A 17,934-nucleotide genomic window follows, 5' to 3' on the forward strand; every position below is an offset into this window, starting at 1 on the left:
ATCGGCTTTTTGAGTTCCAAAACTTTTACAGTCACCAACAGCGACTTCACCAACAACAAAGGAATTAACGGCGGGGCGATTAACAGCCTTCAGGGCAAGTTAACCATTGACAACTCGCGATTCATCGGCAACGACACCACCGCAGCCTCTTACGCCACAGGCCAAGAGAATCCTGGTTTAAGGGGTAACGGTGGCGCTATTTACACAGACAGAGCCAGCAATCCGAGCGAAGCTTCCGGCACAATCAAGATCACCAAAAGTGTATTTCAAGACAACAAAGGGCGAGGCGAAGGCGGAGCAGCTTATCTGTTCACCGGTAGCCAGGACAATGTAATTTTGGAAAACACCACCTTCCAAAATAACGAAGTTATGGCGCTCACAGGCAGCCCCAATGGTGGAAATCCTGGAAATGGTGGTGCGGTAACGATTTTGAGCGACAGCACCAACAAGGGATTGACCATTGCCAACACCACCTTTGCTGGCAACAAAGCCAATAATCAAGGTGGCGGGCTGTGGATGCGAAATGCCCCTACTACGATTACTAACAGTACGTTTTCTGGCAACTCCACGGCGTTTGCTGCTGGTGATTTCAACAAACTCGGCGGTGCAATGACTCTTGGTGCACCCACAACCATTCTCAATACGACGATCGCCGATAATTCAGCAGGCTGGGTTGGTGGAGGTATCTTCGCCGATGCCAATAATGTCACCCTCAAAAACACGATTCTTTCCAACAATACAGCGGCTAACGGAGGAAACCCTTGGGGCATTCAGCAACACGTCACCGCCCAATATAGCGATCAAGGAGGGAATTTTCAGTGGCCGGTGATTGACACCGATACCAAGGTGACGACAAGTGTGACGATCGCAGACCCCTTACTTGGCCCTTTGCAAAACCTCAACGGAGCTTTAGTCAGGCCGCTGCTGATAGGAAGTCCGGCAATTGATAAAGGGATTGCCACCGGCGCACCCGCTACGGATCAGCGCGGCGTGACTCGCCCTCAAGATGGGGACACCATTCCAGGCGCGATCGTGGACAGCGGCTCTTTTGAATTGGGAGGTAGTGTCATCCCGGTGCCAACTCCGACGCCCGCGCCAACTCCTACTCCGGCGCCGACTCCAACTCCCACACCGACTCCGGCGCCAACTCCGACGCCCGAACCCACTCCAACTCCCACACCGACTCCGGCGCCAACTCCGACGCCCGAACCCACTCCAACTCCCACACCGACGCCGGCGCCAACTCCGACGCCCGAACCCACTCCAACTCCCACACCGACTCCGGCGCCAACTCCAACTGAGACTCCCACCCCAACTCCGCCGACGCCGACTCCAACTCCGACACCGACTCCGGCGCCAATTCCAACTGAGACTCCCACACCAACTCCGCCGACGCCGACTCCAACTCCCACACCGACTCCGGAGCCAACTCCGACGCCCGCGCCGACTCCAACTCCCACACCCGAACCCACTCCGACACCCACACCCGAACCCACTCCAACTCCTACACCTGCGCCGACTCCGCCGCCAACACCAACTCCCGCACCCACACCAACTCCGGCCGTAGATGATTGCCTACTCGATAGCCTCAACGCCCCGCAACTAGATCCTGCCACCATCACCCCCAACCCCGTCCAACAAACTGTCAACGGCGGCGAAGGTAACGATTTCATCATCGGCGGTGGCATCAACGAGTCAATTAACGGACAAGCCGGCAACGATACTCTCTACGGCATGGGCGAGAATGACAACATCCAAGGCGGTGCAGATAACGACTCAATCTTCGGCAATGGAGGCAGCGATTTCATCTCTGGCGGTGCTGGCAACGATACCATCTACGCTGGCAAAGATCCTGACACTGTGGTCGATGCCGAGGGCGACGACTTGTTGAGGGGAGATGTCGGCAATGATACAGTTGCTGGCGGCGTTGGTAACGACAGCATTTTCGGCGGTAAAGATGACGATATCTTGCTGGGTGAAGATGGGGACGACTACATTTTAGGCAACTTAGGAAATGACACAATTAATGGCGGAAACGGCAACGATATTGCCTTTGCCAATGAAGGTGCAGACCTGATTTTTGGAGACTTGGGAAATGACAGCCTGTACGGCGGCAAAGACAACGACAGTCTCGATGGCGGTGAGGGCAACGACTTGCTCTTCGGTGGCAATGAAAACGATGTGCTCTGTGGCGACATCGGTAACGATACCCTGTACGGCGGCAAAGGTAATGATATTCTCAGCGGCGGTGCTGGGGACGATTTCCTTTCCGGAGATGTTGGCGACGATACTTTGACTGGTGGTTCGGGAAATGATGTGTTTTTCCTAAGTCAAAGTTTGGGTAGCGACATCATTAATGATTTCCGCAAGGGAGAGGATTTAATTGGGTTGAATTCTGGTTTGAGTTTCAATCAACTCAGTATTACTTCCAGCAACAATCAGACTTTGATTACTGTGACGGACACCAATCAATTGTTGGCGAAGCTTAACGGTATTACCCCCGGTATTCTCACCGCTAGCGATTTCACTCAGGTAACAATCTAACTACCTCGGGTAGGGTGCGCCATAAGCAGCCCGACCCCTCAGGAGTGGTGAAGAAAGCTCTCAAACTCCTGAAATTTGGTGGATGACGTTAGCGCAGCCCTCCCCTACGGGGGCTACGCTAACGAAGAGGATCGCTCGATCTGATTGTTTTCAACCGCGATCGGTAATAAATCTTGTTTATTGCCGATCGCCCACACCTAAAATGAGGCAACTCCGTCTATTGCACTCCTGAGCTGGCTAGCCATAAACAGCGGCCGAATAAAGCAAGCTTTCTCAACCACTAAATTTCAGATTTTTAGGAACTTTTTGCCAGTTATAAAAAAAATTAAATTAATCAATTTTTTAGGCAATTTTCCTGGTTTTCTCTAATGTGAATGTATCAGGTACTAGCAGAGCAATTGTCAGAAATTGGGAACTCCAGAAAATCTTTTTGGAATTTTACCTGACCAAGGCTACCAAATGGTTTGATGCACTATTTATCTCGCTAATGGTGCGCCTTGCCAATCTACATAGAGAGGTTCCAGGTGCCGGACTATTTACATTACATCCTCTGCAGTTAATTGCTCAGAAAATCGCAATTTTCATACAGCTTAAGCTGATTAGGGAGACAAGTGTCGGATTTCACTTAGGGATAGAATTAAAGTTTTTCCCTAAATTTTAATCTTTCCGATGGATCACTGAGTTTTTAATTCTGCCTACTGCCTTCTGCATCTTTAGCCTTCTGCTTTCAAGGTGAATCTACTAGCAAATAGTAAACATTCTCATGGGTATGCCAAATGAGTTCAACTTTTGCCACCAACAGGGATTCACAATCTGTTCTCCGCAATGCTGGTTCTAAATCTATTGTCTTCATTGATTCGGGCCTAGATGACTATCAAACTCTTGCGGGTGGCGTGCTTCCCGGTACAGAGATCATCATTTTAGATAAAAATGGTAACGGAGTCGAGCAAATTACTGCGAAACTGCAAACAATTTCTGCTGCGGGGGAAACTGTAGACCAACTTCATATTTTTTCGCACGGCAATTCTGGCAGCTTGCAGCTAGGTTCTAGGACGCTGAATTCGGATAATTTGTCACAATATGGAAGCCAGTTGCAAGAGTGGCGAAATGCGCTAAGCGACAAAGCAGATATTGTGCTTTACGGTTGCGATGTTGCTGCGGGTTCGGGAAGCAATTTTGTCGATCGGCTGGGCGAGTTAACCGGGGCTGATATTGCGGCATCTAGCGATCGCACTGGCGGCGGTGGTAACTGGAATTTGGAGTTGACCAAGGGTGATATTGAAGCACCGCTAGCCTTGACTCCAGAAGCAATGGCGGATTACCGAGGGACTTTAGCGACTATTACGGTTACCAACAATAACGATAGCGGGCCCGGTTCCTTGAGAGATGCGATCGCCACGGCTGTTACCGGCGATACCATTCAATTTGCCTCCACTCTTGCCAGCCAAACAATTACTCTCACTTCCGGTCAAATTGTCATCAACAAAAACTTGACAATTGATGCAGTTGGTGCAGCCAATTTAACCATCAGTGGCAATAATGCTTCGCGGGTTATCCTAACCGAAGGTTCAACAAATGTTACTCTAAAAAACCTGATTGTTGCCAACGGCAAAGTTTCTGGAACCGAGCCGAATAATGAGGCAACTAGCGCCGGTGGTGGCATTCAAACGGGAGGTAACAGCACTTTAACTTTAGAAAATTGCCAAGTCAATAATAATGTTGCCGGTTTGGGTGGTGGCATTTACACGGGTTTTCGCAGCACGACAAATGTAATTAACAGCAAGTTTAGCGGCAATGATGGTTCTTTAGCTAACAATACCGAACGGGGGGGCGGCGCGATAGCCACTAAAAGCGGCGGTGTTCTGACTATCCAAGATAGCGAATTTACCAACAACAAAGGCAGCTACGGCGGGGCTGTTAATAACCTGCTGGGCAGCATGACGATCGAAAACTCTAAATTCACAGGCAACCGCACAGATAAAGGCGTTGGCGGGGCAGTTTACGTCGATGGCGCTAATGCTTCGGGCCCCAATGCAACCCCCGGCCCTGTTGCCGGGAATATTGCTATCCGCAACAGCATTTTTGACGGCAATATCGGCTCGGGAGAAGGAGGCGCAGCCTTTTTGTTTGGTTATCTCCAAGATAAAGTGGTTTTGGAAAATAGCACCTTTATTAATAACCAAGCCGTAAAGAATTTATCAGGTACTGGAGGTTCTGGAGGCGGGGTTCGTCACGGTAATGCTGACTTGACAGTGACAAACTGCACATTCGCTAACAATAAAGCTGAAGACAACGGCGGCGGTTTGTGGTTCGGAGAAAATGGAAATGTCAGCATTGTCAACAGTACCTTTTCCGGCAACAGTGCTGCTAAGCAGGGCGGAGCAATGGTTGTTGGCAACAGAGATTCTTTTTCGACTAATATCGTCAATTCGACTTTTGCTAAAAATACCGCTGGGGAATATTCGGGAGGTATTGCTACTTTTAACGATCGTGTCAAATCGCCAATTACTGTCAAAAATTCGATTTTTGATAGGAATACGGCAAGTAATCCTTTTAAAAATAGGCAGCACACTGGACGGGAGCTCATCGATGGGGGAAACAATCTTCAATTTCCCGCTAAACTGACCGTGGGAGATCCTAATGATAGTAATGTTACGGCAAGTATTACGATCGCAGACCCGAAACTCGGGCCTTTGGAAAATATTAACGGCGCTTTTGTGCTGCCGCTGCTAACAGGAAGTCCGGCAATTGATACCGGTACTGGTGCGGGCGCGCCGGCTGCGGATCAGCGCGGTGTGAGTCGCCCTCAAGATGGTGATAATAACGGAAGTGCGATCGTGGATATTGGTGCTTACGAATTTAACGCTACAGTCACGCCAACTCCGACTCCCACTCCAACTCCAACTGAGACTCCGACCCCAACTCCGACTCCCACGCCGACTCCCACGCCGACTCCGACTCCCACACCAATACCGACTCCAACTCCGACGCCGGCGCCGACTCCCACCCCAACTGAGACTCCCACACCAACACCGACTCCCACACCGACTCCCACACCGACTCCCACACCAACGCCGACGCCCACACCTGCGCCGCCGCCAACACCAACTCCCGCGCCCACACCAACTCCGGTCGCAGATGATTGCCTACTCGATAGCCTCAACGCCCCCCAACTCGACCCTGCCACTATCACACCCAACCCCGTCCAACAAACTATTAACGGCGGCGACAGTACCGATTTCATCATGGGTGGCGGCATCAACGACTCGATTAATGGACTTGCCGGCAACGATACTCTCTACGGTATGGGCGGCAATGACAACATTGACGGCGGCGCAGATAACGATTCAATCTTTGGCAATGAAGGCACCGATTACATCTCTGGCGGCGCTGGCAACGATACCATCTACGCTGGTAAAGATCCTGACACTGTTGTCGGCGCCGATGGCGACGACTTGTTGAGGGGAGATCTCGGCAATGATACAGTTGCCGGCGGGCTGGGCAACGACAGCATTTTTGGCGGTAAAGATGACGATATCTTGCTGGGTGAAGATGGCGATGACTACATTTTAGGCAACTTAGGAAATGACACAATTAATGCCGGAAACGGCAACGATATTGCCTTTGGCAATGAAGGTGCAGACCTGATTTTTGGCGAGGAGGGAAATGACACCCTGTACGGCGGCAAAGAAAACGACAGTCTCGATGCGGGTGAGGGCAACGACTTACTGTTCGGCGGCAATGACAACGATGTGCTTTGCGGCGACATCGGTAACGACACCCTGTACGGCGGCAAAGGTAATGATATTCTCAGCGGTGGCAGCGGTTCCGATTTCCTTTCCGGGGATGTTGGGGACGATACATTGACGGGAGGTTCGGGAAATGATGTGTTTGTCCTCAATCAAAGTTTGGGTAGCGACATCATTAATGATTTCCGCAGGGGAGAGGATTTATTTGGGTTGAATCCTGGTTTGAGTTTCAATCAACTCAGTATTACTTCCAGCAACAATCAGACTTTGATTACTGTGACGGACACCAATCAATTGTTGGCGAAGCTTAACGGTATTACCCCCGGTATTCTTACCGCTAGCGATTTCATTACTCTGTAGTTATTATACCAAATCCGGGTTGGCTACTCCCTTTATCATTCTGCGTATCATTCGGTGGTTGAAACCGCTACTAAATAAACGAAGTCCGCCTCCGCCGACTGAGAGATAAAGGGAGTAGTTAAATCTGATATAGTGTTGTAGCATCTTCCAATAAAAATTAGCCAAGCATGATAAATATCCTCTAATCGTCTGATGCTCTAGCCCACACATATTAATCTATTGTTCCTAATAAAGCGGACTGGATATTATTCCGTTTTAATACGATCGCACAAATGTCTGTCCTCCTCCTTCACATCAGCATTGGTTCGCAAATAATTTCCGACCCAATCGCATCCATACTGGAGGAAATCGAGCTGGAAAATTCGCTCTAAATTCCACACAATAGCGGTTCTATCCTGACTTGCTGAGGCGATGAACTTCCCATCAGGGCTAAATGTCACTCCGAACACCCCATCGCTATGTCCTTTTAAGGTTTCGAGTTCTTTACCGTCGTACCTCCAAAGTTTGACTGTGCCGTCGAAACTTGCTGAGGCGATCGTCTTGCCATCAGGGCTAAATGCCACTCCGAACACCCCATTTTTGTGTCCCTTTAAGGCTCTGATTTCCGTACCGTCGCGCCGCCAAAGTCTCACCATGCTATCCATACCTGCTGAAGCGATCGTCTTGCCATCAGGGCTAAATGCCACTCCAGCTACCTGACGGCGATGGCTCGTTAACGTGTGTAGAAGCCTGTAGCTGGGCTTTCCAGAGGCGATCGCATTATCCCACTGCCAAAGTTTAACAGTGCCATCCACGCTAGCTGAGGCAATAACCTGTCCATCGGGACTAAAGGCAACTCCGTTAATGTGATCGGTATGTCCTTTGAGAGTTGCTAATTCAGAACCATCAATTCTCCAAACTTTAACCGTTCTGTCCTCACCCACCGAGGCTATTGACTGTCCATCTGGATGGAAATCAACAGCGAAGACTCTACCTTGATGTCCTGTAAAAGTCTTGACTAAAGTTCCGTCTAGTTGCCACACTCGAACAGTGCTGTCATAACCACCTGTAGCAATGATGTCTCCCTTTGGGCTGAAATCTACTCCGAAAACTTTATCAGATTGTTTAGGGAAAGTGCGAATTAAGCTACCATCAAGCCGCCAAAGTTTAACGGTATTATCGCGACTGGCAGTGGCAATTGTCTTACCATCAGGACTAAATTTTATGGTGTAAATTGGTGCTTGATGTCCGTTAAGAGTCTGGAGCAAACTGTCATCAAGCTTCCAGAGCGCGATCGGGCCATCCCAACTGGATGAGGCGAGGAGTTGCCCGTCAGGACTCCAAGCCACTCCAGAGACGACATCCTTGGCCGCTGGTAGGGTTTTTACTAGAGTCCCGTCAAGCTTGCAAAGTTGGACTGTTCTATCAACACTTGCCGAGGCAATTAAACGACCTTGAGGGTTAAAAGCGATTTTGATTACTCCATCGCTGTGTTCAGTTATAGTTTGGACTAACGTGCCGTCAAGGTGCCAAAGTTTGACGGTTTTATCCCAACTCGCCGAGGCAATCAGATTTCCTTGAGGGCTAAAGGCAACGTCTCTAACTCTATCCGTATGTCCGGTGAGGGTTCTCAGCAGTTGACCGTCTGCACTCCAGAGTTTGATGGTTTTATCGTTAGAAGCAGATGCAATAGTTTGACTGTCAGGGCTAAAGGCAACGCTGACAACTTCATCTTTATGTCCGGTGAGAGTTCTCAGCAGTTTGCCGTCTGTACTCCAGAGTTTAATTGTTTTATCTTTAGAAGCGGAAGCAATAGTCTGACCGTCAGGAGCGATCGCTACGTCTGCAACATCTTTGGTATGTCCTTTTAAGGTGTGCCACAAGGTATAGCTCGACTCTCCGTTTGGTGATTTTGTACTCGTTTTGCGCCAAAGTTTAACGGTGTTATCGCCAGAACCAGAAGCAATTAGATCCCCTCTGGGGCTAAATACGACTGCCCAAACCGTATTGTTGTGTCCTTGAAGCGTTCCCACCTTTGTACCGTCTTTTTTCCAAAGTTCGATGGTTTTGTCGGCAGAAGCTGAGGCAATGAGTTCGCCATCAGGGCTGAAAATGACATCATTAACCACATTGTCATGCCCGGATAACTGGTTATAGTCAACCGCTCCATAAACAGCCTGATGGAGAGCCTCCTTAACTGAGTGCTGGATATCTGCGTCTGCAACACCTAACTTTTGCAATCGTCGCTGTGCTGTGATGGCTTGTACAAGTGCATCTAACTTTTGATTTGAGGCGAATAGTGCTTCGGAAGATTTGGCGATCGCCTTGATTTCGCTGACAGCACTTTGCCGATACTGAAAATACACCGCTAGCCCCAATGCACAGGCAATAATTAATGCTATACTTACTACAAAAAGCAAAAATCTTTGCCGCCTAGAACTTTTTTTCTCAAGTGCTAATCTTTTTTGTTGTTCTGTTAGTCTGGCTTCAATTTCTTTAGTCCGTTCTGCTTCCAATGCTACCTGCACTTCTGTGCGATCTAATTCTTCAGAAGCTGCTAAAAACTTATAATCCAAGTCACTTAAACTTTTACCATGAGCCCAAGCTTGAGCATTTTTTAATGATTGTCCGCGTAACAATCGCGATTGATCGGTCTGCTTTGAAGTTATCCAAGCATCAAACGCTTGAGAGTAGGGACGCAAGGAAGCGAGATTTTTTTCTACCCATTCGGGGTTAAATACTTCTTGATAAATGGGGTTTCTTACTTGTAAAAAACCTTGGTGTTTTACAACCAAACCAGACAGCAATAGTTCTACCTGTTCTCGCGAGTCATCGGTTGGGACTGCCACTCCTTGTAAGATTTTTTGATATATTCCCAGGAGTCTTCCAGCACGTTGCTCATTTCTCAGGATGCGATCGCGGATCGTCTTTAAATGCTCTGGCTCATCTTGAGATTCCCAATTCTGGACGATCTGCGATCGTACCAGCGATTCCACAAAAAATACCTCAGTTCCCGGTGGAATTGTCAGCACGTCACTGTGAGATTCTCGCGCCGCTATAACTATCAATTGACACAGCTTTTGGCTCAGAAATGGTTGCCCATAAGTCCAAGCTAATATTGCTTTGATAATTGCCTCGGCATTACTGACTACACTGTCTAACCCTTTAGTTAAAGGAGAGGCTTCTTCCCAGGAAAACCCGTGCAAATCTACTGATTGTCCGATATTAAAAGGTGTCCGATTTTTATCGGCGATTAAATCGCTGGGTGTAGCTACTCCGAAAATCGCGAAGGTAATCCGATTGTATGAGGGATTGAGGGCTCGTTGGTTGTAACAATAACGAATCAAGGCGAAAAAGTCATCTACGGGAAAATCTAAGCTTAAAATACTATCAATCTCATCGACAAATATAATAATTCGCTTCTCGGGAAATCCGGCTAATAAAATCTCTTCAATAAATTGACTCAATCTTTGCAGGAGAGAAACTTCTTCTTGTTCTTGCCACCAGGTTTTTAAATTGACTTTTCCTACAAGATGGAAACTGCGCCACAAATCCCCAACGATTCCTTTATACCACTGTAAAGGAGTAATGTTTTCGCTACCGATGCGAGTCATGTCGATCGCGCTGCAGAGAAATCCTTCGGCTTGCAGTCGGTGCAGGGTGCGAACGAGAAGGGAAGATTTGCCCATTTGTCGGGAGTTGAGGACGTAGCAAAACTCGCCTCGTTTTAAGGCTTCATAAAGCTCGATATCTGCTTGTCGTTCGACATAGGTAGGCGCATCACTGGCCAGACTGCCACCAATTTGGTATGTAACCTTGGTCATGCCGTTTAGGGATTAATTTAAATGTAAGTATTTAGTGAGTTTATTGAGAGGTAAGGATGTGATGCGATCGCTTGATTCTAAAATAATTTAGGCAAATAAACTCTCAAACCTCGATCTAAATAAAGTTGTGCGAAGCAAAATATAGGCGATACAACTCACAGCTCAGCGTACAGCGGTTATTATCGATATGAATCAGCCCCATACTAACTAACTTAGAAGCTACTATCGGATCTAATTCCACTCCGCGTTCCGATTTTACCACTTGTTTAAGTGCAACCGCGAGTTCGGGATACTCTTGGAATGTCACCCAAAAACTCCGCAAGTAATCTTTATAAATTCCGGCTATGGTGGGAGCTTCTTGTAGTAGCCGATCTAGCGTTAAACTGTTTTGACAGAGGTGGTAAAGAGCTAGCCGAACCAGATAAGGATGTCCCCCCACCATTGCCATGAGTCGATCGGCATCGGGGCTATCTGTCCAATCCAGTCCGTGACGCTGGGCTAAAGCAAGTATCTGCTCTTCTGTAAAATAGGGCAATTGCAGCGGTAAACCGACATTAAAGGGCGATTCAGTGAGCTTTAAAGGAATATAAATTTCTGTGGAGTGAAGAACGATTACCCGCAGTTTTTCCAGGGTTTTAATCCGCTTTGCTTCTTCATGCCAGCTTCGCAGCAGCGGGAAAAATTCTCTGGCAATTTTTGGATACTCAAAAATCCTATTGACTTCATTTAAAGCTAAGACAAGCGGACTATTTATTTGGTCTAAAATATATTGCTGTAAATAGATAGCACAGCTTACTTTGCTACCCATGTCTTCATCCCAATAATCCTCTAATAGAGGTGGCAATCCTAGGTGACGGCTGATGTTGGCACAAAACCACCGTAAAAATTTATCGAGGTTGTCTAAAACAGCTTCCTCGGCTTGCTGAAAATCTAAACTTACAGTTCGGCACCCGAGAGAATTAGCGCGATCTAAAATCCGTAGCAGGAGAGAACTTTTTCCCATCTTCCTGGGAGCTTTAATCCGCAGAACACTTCCAGGTTTGGCAATTTCTCGATAGGCGAGTTCTTCTATTAGCGGGTGATGGATATAAAATGGGGAACCGATGGGTACTGGAGAGCCGGGATATTCTAAAGGTGTTGCTAGGCATTGGCTGCGGGTGAATTCTTGAATTAATTCTTGTTCGTCTGCGGTTAGGGAACGCGATTCTACTGAGGAGCGAAAATTAGATTTGCTAATAGGTGTCTGCAAGATTTCAGAGAGAGATTGCCACAAGGACGAGGCGATGTTTCTCAGGTAATGCTCTCCGTAATGAGAGGTAGAGGCGATGCTTGTATAAGTCTTTCCTTCCCAAACTTGGCGGAGTATGATTTCTTGTACGGGATATAAATCTTTTTGCGATCGCACACGAGTTAGCTGTAGTACCTCATCTATTGTCATAACCGGCAATTACCATCTAAGTGTATCGTTGATATTATCACTTATGATTGACTGTAAAGCCGATCGCCTATTGGATTGCGACACGATTCTGTCGCGACATTTCTCAGGGACTAACTGGTCAAATCTGTTAAATCTCACCGAAACGCACCAATATCAATAAAGGATTCATGGGTCACTGAGCGCTCTAACCCAATTTCAAGAGCTGCTGGCGGGGTTCCCTTTCAGGTAGCAGTGTTCAGTTTTTCTCGCTCGTTTGCCAAAATGTCATGCAGGTGTCACATTTGGTCGTGAAAGTACAATTTAAAGATGTGACACTTGAGATTGCTAAAGTTTAGTTAATTTATGCTAATTTAATTAAAGCTATTTTCAGGTCGCTGTATCTCCTCATCACAAGTGCGTTGACATGGCTAAAGTTTAGTTAATTAATGCTAATTTAATTAAAGCTATTTCAGGTATCTGCATCTCCAGATCGCAAGTGTTAAGCACACAACCCTAATTCTTGTTTTTGTGGAAGCAGGTTTTTTAACCATACTGTCATCCGTCAAAAGCATCTTATAAAATAAGAGGATTGATACCGCCAATGGTTCATACAATGTTTTCAAATTATTTTATTCCTCACGGTCATTGCTACTTGTGGAAACCTGGATTAGTAGGGCTACACGTTTTGTCCGATGGTTTGATAGCCGTCGCTTATTTTTTGATTCCGATCACGCTGATTTATATTGTCAAAAAGCGAAAAGATGTGCCTTTTGACTGGGTTTTCATGCTGTTTGGCTCTTTTATTATCTGCTGCGGTATTACCCATATTATGGAAATATGGACGCTGTGGCATCCTAATTATTGGTTCTCGGGTTTTCTTAAAGGGATTACAGCGCTGATTTCCCTATCTACAGCAGCAGTGCTGGTGGAACTAATCCCAAAAATTTTGGCTATCCCCAGTCCCGCTCAATTAGCGGTGGCAAATTTAGCTTTACAAAATGAGATTGGCGATCGCAAACAAGCTCAAGAAGCACTCTCGGAATTAATGCTAGAATTGGAAAAACGGGTGATGGAGAGGACGATCGCTTTAGAATTAACCAATGAACTTTTGCAACAGGAAAATCGCGATCGCTCTTTGGCTGAAAATTCATTGCGGCACTCGGAAGCGAAACTACTTGAACGAACTCAGCAGCTAGAGGAAACTCTGCAACAACTCAAAGAAGCCCAAACTCAACTCGTGCAAACTGAAAAAATGTCTTCTTTGGGGCAAATGGTAGCTGGGGTTGCTCACGAAATCAATAACCCTGTTAACTTCATTTATGGCAATTTGATTCCGGCTGAGGAATACATTAAAGATATTTTGGGATTGATTCAGGCTTATCAAGTTTATTACCCCAATCCGGCGCCGGAAATTGCAGACAAGATTCACACTATCGAACTCGATTTTATTTTAAAAGACCTGCAAAAACTTTTTGGTTCGCTTAAAATAGGAGCAGAACGAATTAAGGACATTGTTAAATCTTTACGCAATTTCTCCCGGTTAGACGAAGCCGACATGAAAAAGGTAAATATTCATGAAGGACTCGATAGCACTTTAATGATTTTGCAGCACCGCTTGAAAGAACAAACAAATCGTCCGCCGATTCAAGTGATTAAAGAGTATGGAGAGTTGCCACTATTGGAATGCTATGCTGGACAGATTAACCAAGTATTTATGAACATTTTATCTAATGCTATTGATGCTTTAGAACAGATTGCACAGCAGGGGGATTACCCTAAAGGCTATTGGGAAAATAATTTCTATGAACACTTCCAATATACCTATTGCCACCTGCTAACAATTCGTATCCGCACGCTTTTAGTTGATGGCAAGTGGGTGCAAATTCGCATTGCTGATAATGGCACGGGCATAGACTATGACGAGATCGCTAAAATTTACGATCCGTTTTATACGACGAAACCTATAGGTGCTGGTACCGGGCTGGGTTTGGCGATTTCTTATCAGATTATTCAAGCCCATGAAGGTTATTTGCGCTGCACTTCCGAGGTTGGGAGAGGTACTGAGTTTATCATTGAAATTCCTTTGCGATCGCAAGTTGGCCAATGCGATCGCCACCTGGCTCACAAGCAAGTTGTTATGAACAAGCTGGGTTGAGGCGTTAATAACTCATTCCGCATCCCGCTACAATTTTGAATCTATTTTACTTTTTTTCCTAGCTTACTCATCGTTCACATCAACATTATCTGCAAATAGCAAATATTATGTGGGAAGCACTCAAAAATATCTTTTCCCCAACTCAGTATATGCCTCACGGCCATTGCTATCTTTGGCAAACGCCTTTAGTGTGGCTGCACGTAACTGGGGACTTTTTAATCGCGATCGCCTACTATTCAATTCCGGCGATGCTAATTTATTTTATCTTCAAGCGGCGCGATGTTCCTTTTTTAGGAATATTCGCTTTATTCGGTGCATTTATCATTCTCTGCGGCACGGGTCACTTGCTAGAAATTTGGACCTTGTGGCATTCTGCCTATTGGCTGTCGGGAATTGAGAAAGGAATTACTGCACTGGTTTCCTGCTACACAGCCGCCTCGATGGTAACACTATTGCCACAGTTTTTATCTTTAAAAACCCCACAAGAATTAGAGGCAATAAATCGCAAGTTGCAGTGTGAAATCGCCGTGCGTGAAGATGCAGAATTAGCTTTGCGCTGTGCTTATGATGACTTAGAAATGAAAGTGCAAGAGCGCACCGCAGAGTTGAGAGAAATCAACGGTTATTTAGAAGCGGAAATTAGAGAAAGAATAGCTGCTGAATCTGCTTTGCGCGAACGAGAAACTAGGTTAACAGAACAACAAAATGGATTACTAGAATTAGCCAAAAATTCTAGTATCTACGAGGGAAATATCAGCGAGGCTTTGAGAGAAATTACACAAATGGCAACCCGTACCCTGAATGTCGATCGGGGAAGTATTTGGTTTTATAAGCAAAATAAATCCATAATGTGGTGTGCCGAACTCTACGAACTGACGGCCAATCAACACAGCGAGGGTGTAGAACTGAAAGTTGCTGACTATCCTAGCTATTTCCAAGCTTTGAATACAGAACAGGTACTCGCAGCGGTTGATGCCAAAACCGATCCGCGCACCATAGAATTTAGCGAATCTTATTTGATGCCTTTAAACATCTCGTCGATGCTAGATGTTCCTATTACCCATCAAGGACAAATTGCGGGTGTAATTTGTTTAGAACATCAGGGAACGACGAGGAATTGGACCCTCGACGAACAAAGCTTCGCTAGCTATGTGGCACAGATTGCAGCTTTAGCAATGGAAGCTCGCGATCGCAAGCAAGCTGAGTTAAACTTGCGTTCTGTCACCGAACGCTTGCAATATTTGTTGGCGACCACTCCGGCGGTGATTTTTAGCTGCAAATTAGGGGGAAATTATGACGTAACATTTGTCAGCGATAATATTGTTTCAATGATTGGTTACGAAGCGCGAGAATTTCTTGATGGTTCCCTTGATTGGCATAGCCTGGTTCACCCAGAAGATAGAGAAATTGTTGCTACTTCATTCGCTCAACTATTGGAAAAAGAAGCGATTTCTTACGAATACCGCGAACGGCACAAAGACGGTAGTTATCGCTGGATATACGATGAGATCAAGTTAGTCAAAAATGCTGCTGGCATACCTGTGGAGTGCGTTGGTTATGGAGTAGATATTACTGCTCGCAAACAGGCGGAAGCAGCTTTGCAGCAACAAGTAAAAAGGGAGCGGCTCGTGAATTCCATTCAAGAGCGAATTCGTTCCTCTCTTAACTTAGAAGAAGTGCTGACAATGGCTGTGGAAGAAGTCCGCCAGTTTTTGTCAACGGATAGAACAGTTATTTACCGCTTTAATCCAGATTGGAGTGGAGTGGTAGCCGTCGAGTCGGTAGCCGTCGGTACGATGCCAATTTTGGGAATTGACATTAATGACCCTTGCTTTCGAGAAGGCTACGTCTCTTTTTACGAGCAGGGACACATTCGCGCGATCAACAATATTTACACGGCAGGTATTTCAGAGTGCCACGTTAATTTACTGAGCGAGTTTGAAATTAAAGCTAACCTCGTGGTTCCCCTTTTGCAAGGTGAAAAACTGTGGGGGCTACTCATTGCTCATCACTGCCGCAGTCATAGGCATTGGAACTCTTCAGAGATAGAATCTCTCAAGCAAATTTCCGTGCAGCTAACAATTGCTATCCAGCAATGCACCCTTTTTGAACAAGCCAAAACAGAAATTGCGGAACGCAAATTAGCAGAAATAGCATTACAAAAAGCTGTCGTAGCTGCTGATACAGCTAACCGCGCCAAGAGCGAATTCCTTTCTTCTATGAGCCACGAACTGCGGACTCCCCTGAATGCCATTCTCGGATTTAGTCAGGTGATGGTGCGCGATCCATCTCTCAACAATCAACACCAACAGCACCTAGAAATTATTAATCGCGCAGGTGAACACTTGCTTGCCCTGATTAATGACATTTTGGAAATGTCCAAAATTGAAGCCGGCAGAAGTCAGCTTAATGAAAGCAGTTTTAATTTAATGCGCTTGCTAAAAACCTTAGAAGAAATGTTTCGCTTAAAAGCTAAATCTAAGAAATTGCAGCTAAATCTTGAAGTGGGTGACGGTGTACCGGACTTTGTTAGTGGAGATGAAGGTAAATTGCGCCAAATTTTGATTAATCTTGTAGGAAATGCGATCAAGTTTACAGAGATGGGTAGCGTTACTTTGCGAGTGAAAAAGAAGGTAGAAAAAAGTTTGGGGGCTGAAACCGCAGAGTTTTCGGACACACAAACAAAACTTATCGGCGCGGGTGGTGAACATTCCGAAAGCTTAGCGGTTGAAACCGCAGCTATACAAAGAAAACCGGGATGGTGCACTGGTTTTAATCATTCCGAAAACTTGGCGGACTGTGATTGTGCAGACGCGCATGACCTTCACCCGGAATTATTACGCCTTCAGTTTGAAATTGAAGATACCGGCCTTGGCATTGCCGCAGAAGAAATGAATAAGTTATTTGAGCCTTTTGAGCAAACAAAAACAGGTCAAAAATCTCAACAGGGGACTGGATTAGGTTTACCAATTAGCCGCAAATTTGTACAAATGATGGGAGGAGATATTACTGTCAGCAGTACACCAGAGTTGGGAAGTAAGTTTGCATTTGATATTCAAATTAACCTGGCCACTGCAAGCGAGATTAACATCCTTAAACCGCAGAAAAAAGTCATGGGTTTAGCACCAAATCAACCAGAATACCGGATTTTGGTTGTTGACGATCGCGCCGATAACTGCCTAGTCATAGAGAGATTATTGTCACCACTAGGCATCCTCGTGCGAGAAGCTAGAGATGGTCAAGAAGCTATTGCGGTATGGGAGGATTGGCAACCGCACCTGATCTGGATGGATATGCAGATGCCTGTCATGGATGGCTATGAAGCCACCAGAAAAATTAAAGCTCATCCTCTCGGAAAACAAACTGTAATAGTTGCTCTTACTGCTAGCGCTTTTGAAGAGGAACGACAAACTATTTTAGGAGCAGGCTGCGATGATTTCATGCGTAAACCCTTCGAGGCAAAGATATTATTTGCGAAGATGAAAAAATTTTTAGGAGTGCGCTACATTTACGAGGAATCTGTTGATGCACCGCTAGAAAAGGAAAGCGAAATTAGCGGAGTGACTAGCAATCAATCTGTCGAGTCACAACTCGGTCAAATGCCTCATGAGTGGGTGGAGAAGATATCTCAGGCTGCTCATGAATGTTGCGACAATAAAATTATCAAGTTGATTGAGGAATTGCCTAGAGAATTTGCTGTAGCAGCACAAGTTTTAACTACTTTAGTGGAGGATTTCCTCTTTGACGATATTATAGAGCTAGCGCAATCAGCACTTACGACGATTAGAGTACCAGTTTCCAACTAATCTCTACTTAGGAGCATCTCCTATTTAAAAAAGACTTAACCTTAACCCCCGCCCCACCTCTCCCTGCCCTCTCTTTGTAGGAGAAAAAATAAAAATTTAT

Annotated in this window: 6 protein-coding genes; 4 read left to right on the forward strand and 2 right to left on the reverse strand. The window is 46.0% G+C overall.

Going from position 1 to position 17,934, the window contains the following annotated elements; translation table 11 throughout:
- Both QUA71_RS20260 and QUA71_RS20265 read left to right on the forward strand, forming a co-directional pair.
- The coding region (locus QUA71_RS20260) for a calcium-binding protein (RefSeq protein ID WP_333287724.1) at positions 1-2,544 on the forward strand (2,544 nt) is incomplete at its 5' end.
- A gap of 776 nt (positions 2,545-3,320) precedes the next feature.
- Positions 3,321-6,653 carry a DUF4347 domain-containing protein gene (locus QUA71_RS20265; RefSeq protein ID WP_333287726.1) on the forward strand — a complete coding sequence of 1,111 codons (3,333 nt, stop codon included), beginning with the start codon at positions 3,321-3,323 and terminating at the stop codon, positions 6,651-6,653.
- A gap of 245 nt (positions 6,654-6,898) precedes the next feature.
- Here QUA71_RS20265 and QUA71_RS20270 read toward each other — a convergent pair whose 3' ends face one another.
- Complete coding sequence (locus QUA71_RS20270) at positions 6,899-10,456, reverse strand: WD40 domain-containing protein (RefSeq protein ID WP_333287728.1); 3,558 nt, start codon at positions 10,454-10,456, stop codon at positions 6,899-6,901.
- 115 nt (positions 10,457-10,571) lie between these two features.
- Positions 10,572-11,894 (reverse strand): AAA-like domain-containing protein, encoded by a 1,323-nt coding sequence (locus tag QUA71_RS20275; protein WP_333287730.1) that lies wholly within the window; start codon positions 11,892-11,894, stop codon positions 10,572-10,574.
- Between the two features lie 592 nt (positions 11,895-12,486).
- Between QUA71_RS20275 and QUA71_RS20280 the strand changes: the two genes are divergently transcribed.
- Both QUA71_RS20280 and QUA71_RS20285 read left to right on the forward strand, forming a co-directional pair.
- The gene (locus QUA71_RS20280; protein ID WP_333287732.1) at positions 12,487-14,028 is read left to right on the forward strand and encodes an ATP-binding protein; all 1,542 of its coding nucleotides are present in this window, start codon (positions 12,487-12,489) and stop codon (positions 14,026-14,028) included.
- A 107-nt stretch (positions 14,029-14,135) separates the two neighbouring features.
- The gene (locus QUA71_RS20285; RefSeq protein WP_333287734.1) at positions 14,136-17,834 is read left to right on the forward strand and encodes a GAF domain-containing protein; all 3,699 of its coding nucleotides are present in this window, start codon (positions 14,136-14,138) and stop codon (positions 17,832-17,834) included.
- Positions 17,835-17,934 lie beyond the last annotated feature (100 nt).

Origin of the sequence: Microcoleus sp. MON1_C5 (genome assembly GCF_036701875.1) — a bacterium.
GTDB lineage: Bacteria > Cyanobacteriota > Cyanobacteriia > Cyanobacteriales > Microcoleaceae > Microcoleus.

Excerpts from the sequence above, each read along its gene's own strand:
- QUA71_RS20265 (WP_333287726.1), top strand. The coding sequence starts at position 3,321 with ATGAGTTCAACTTTTGCCACCAACAGGGATTCACAATCTGTTCTCCGC.
- QUA71_RS20270 (WP_333287728.1), bottom strand. The coding sequence starts at position 10,456 with ATGACCAAGGTTACATACCAAATTGGTGGCAGTCTGGCCAGTGATGCG.
- QUA71_RS20280 (WP_333287732.1), top strand. The coding sequence starts at position 12,487 with ATGTTTTCAAATTATTTTATTCCTCACGGTCATTGCTACTTGTGGAAA.
- QUA71_RS20285 (WP_333287734.1), top strand. The coding sequence starts at position 14,136 with ATGTGGGAAGCACTCAAAAATATCTTTTCCCCAACTCAGTATATGCCT.
- QUA71_RS20275 (WP_333287730.1), bottom strand. The coding sequence starts at position 11,894 with ATGACAATAGATGAGGTACTACAGCTAACTCGTGTGCGATCGCAAAAA.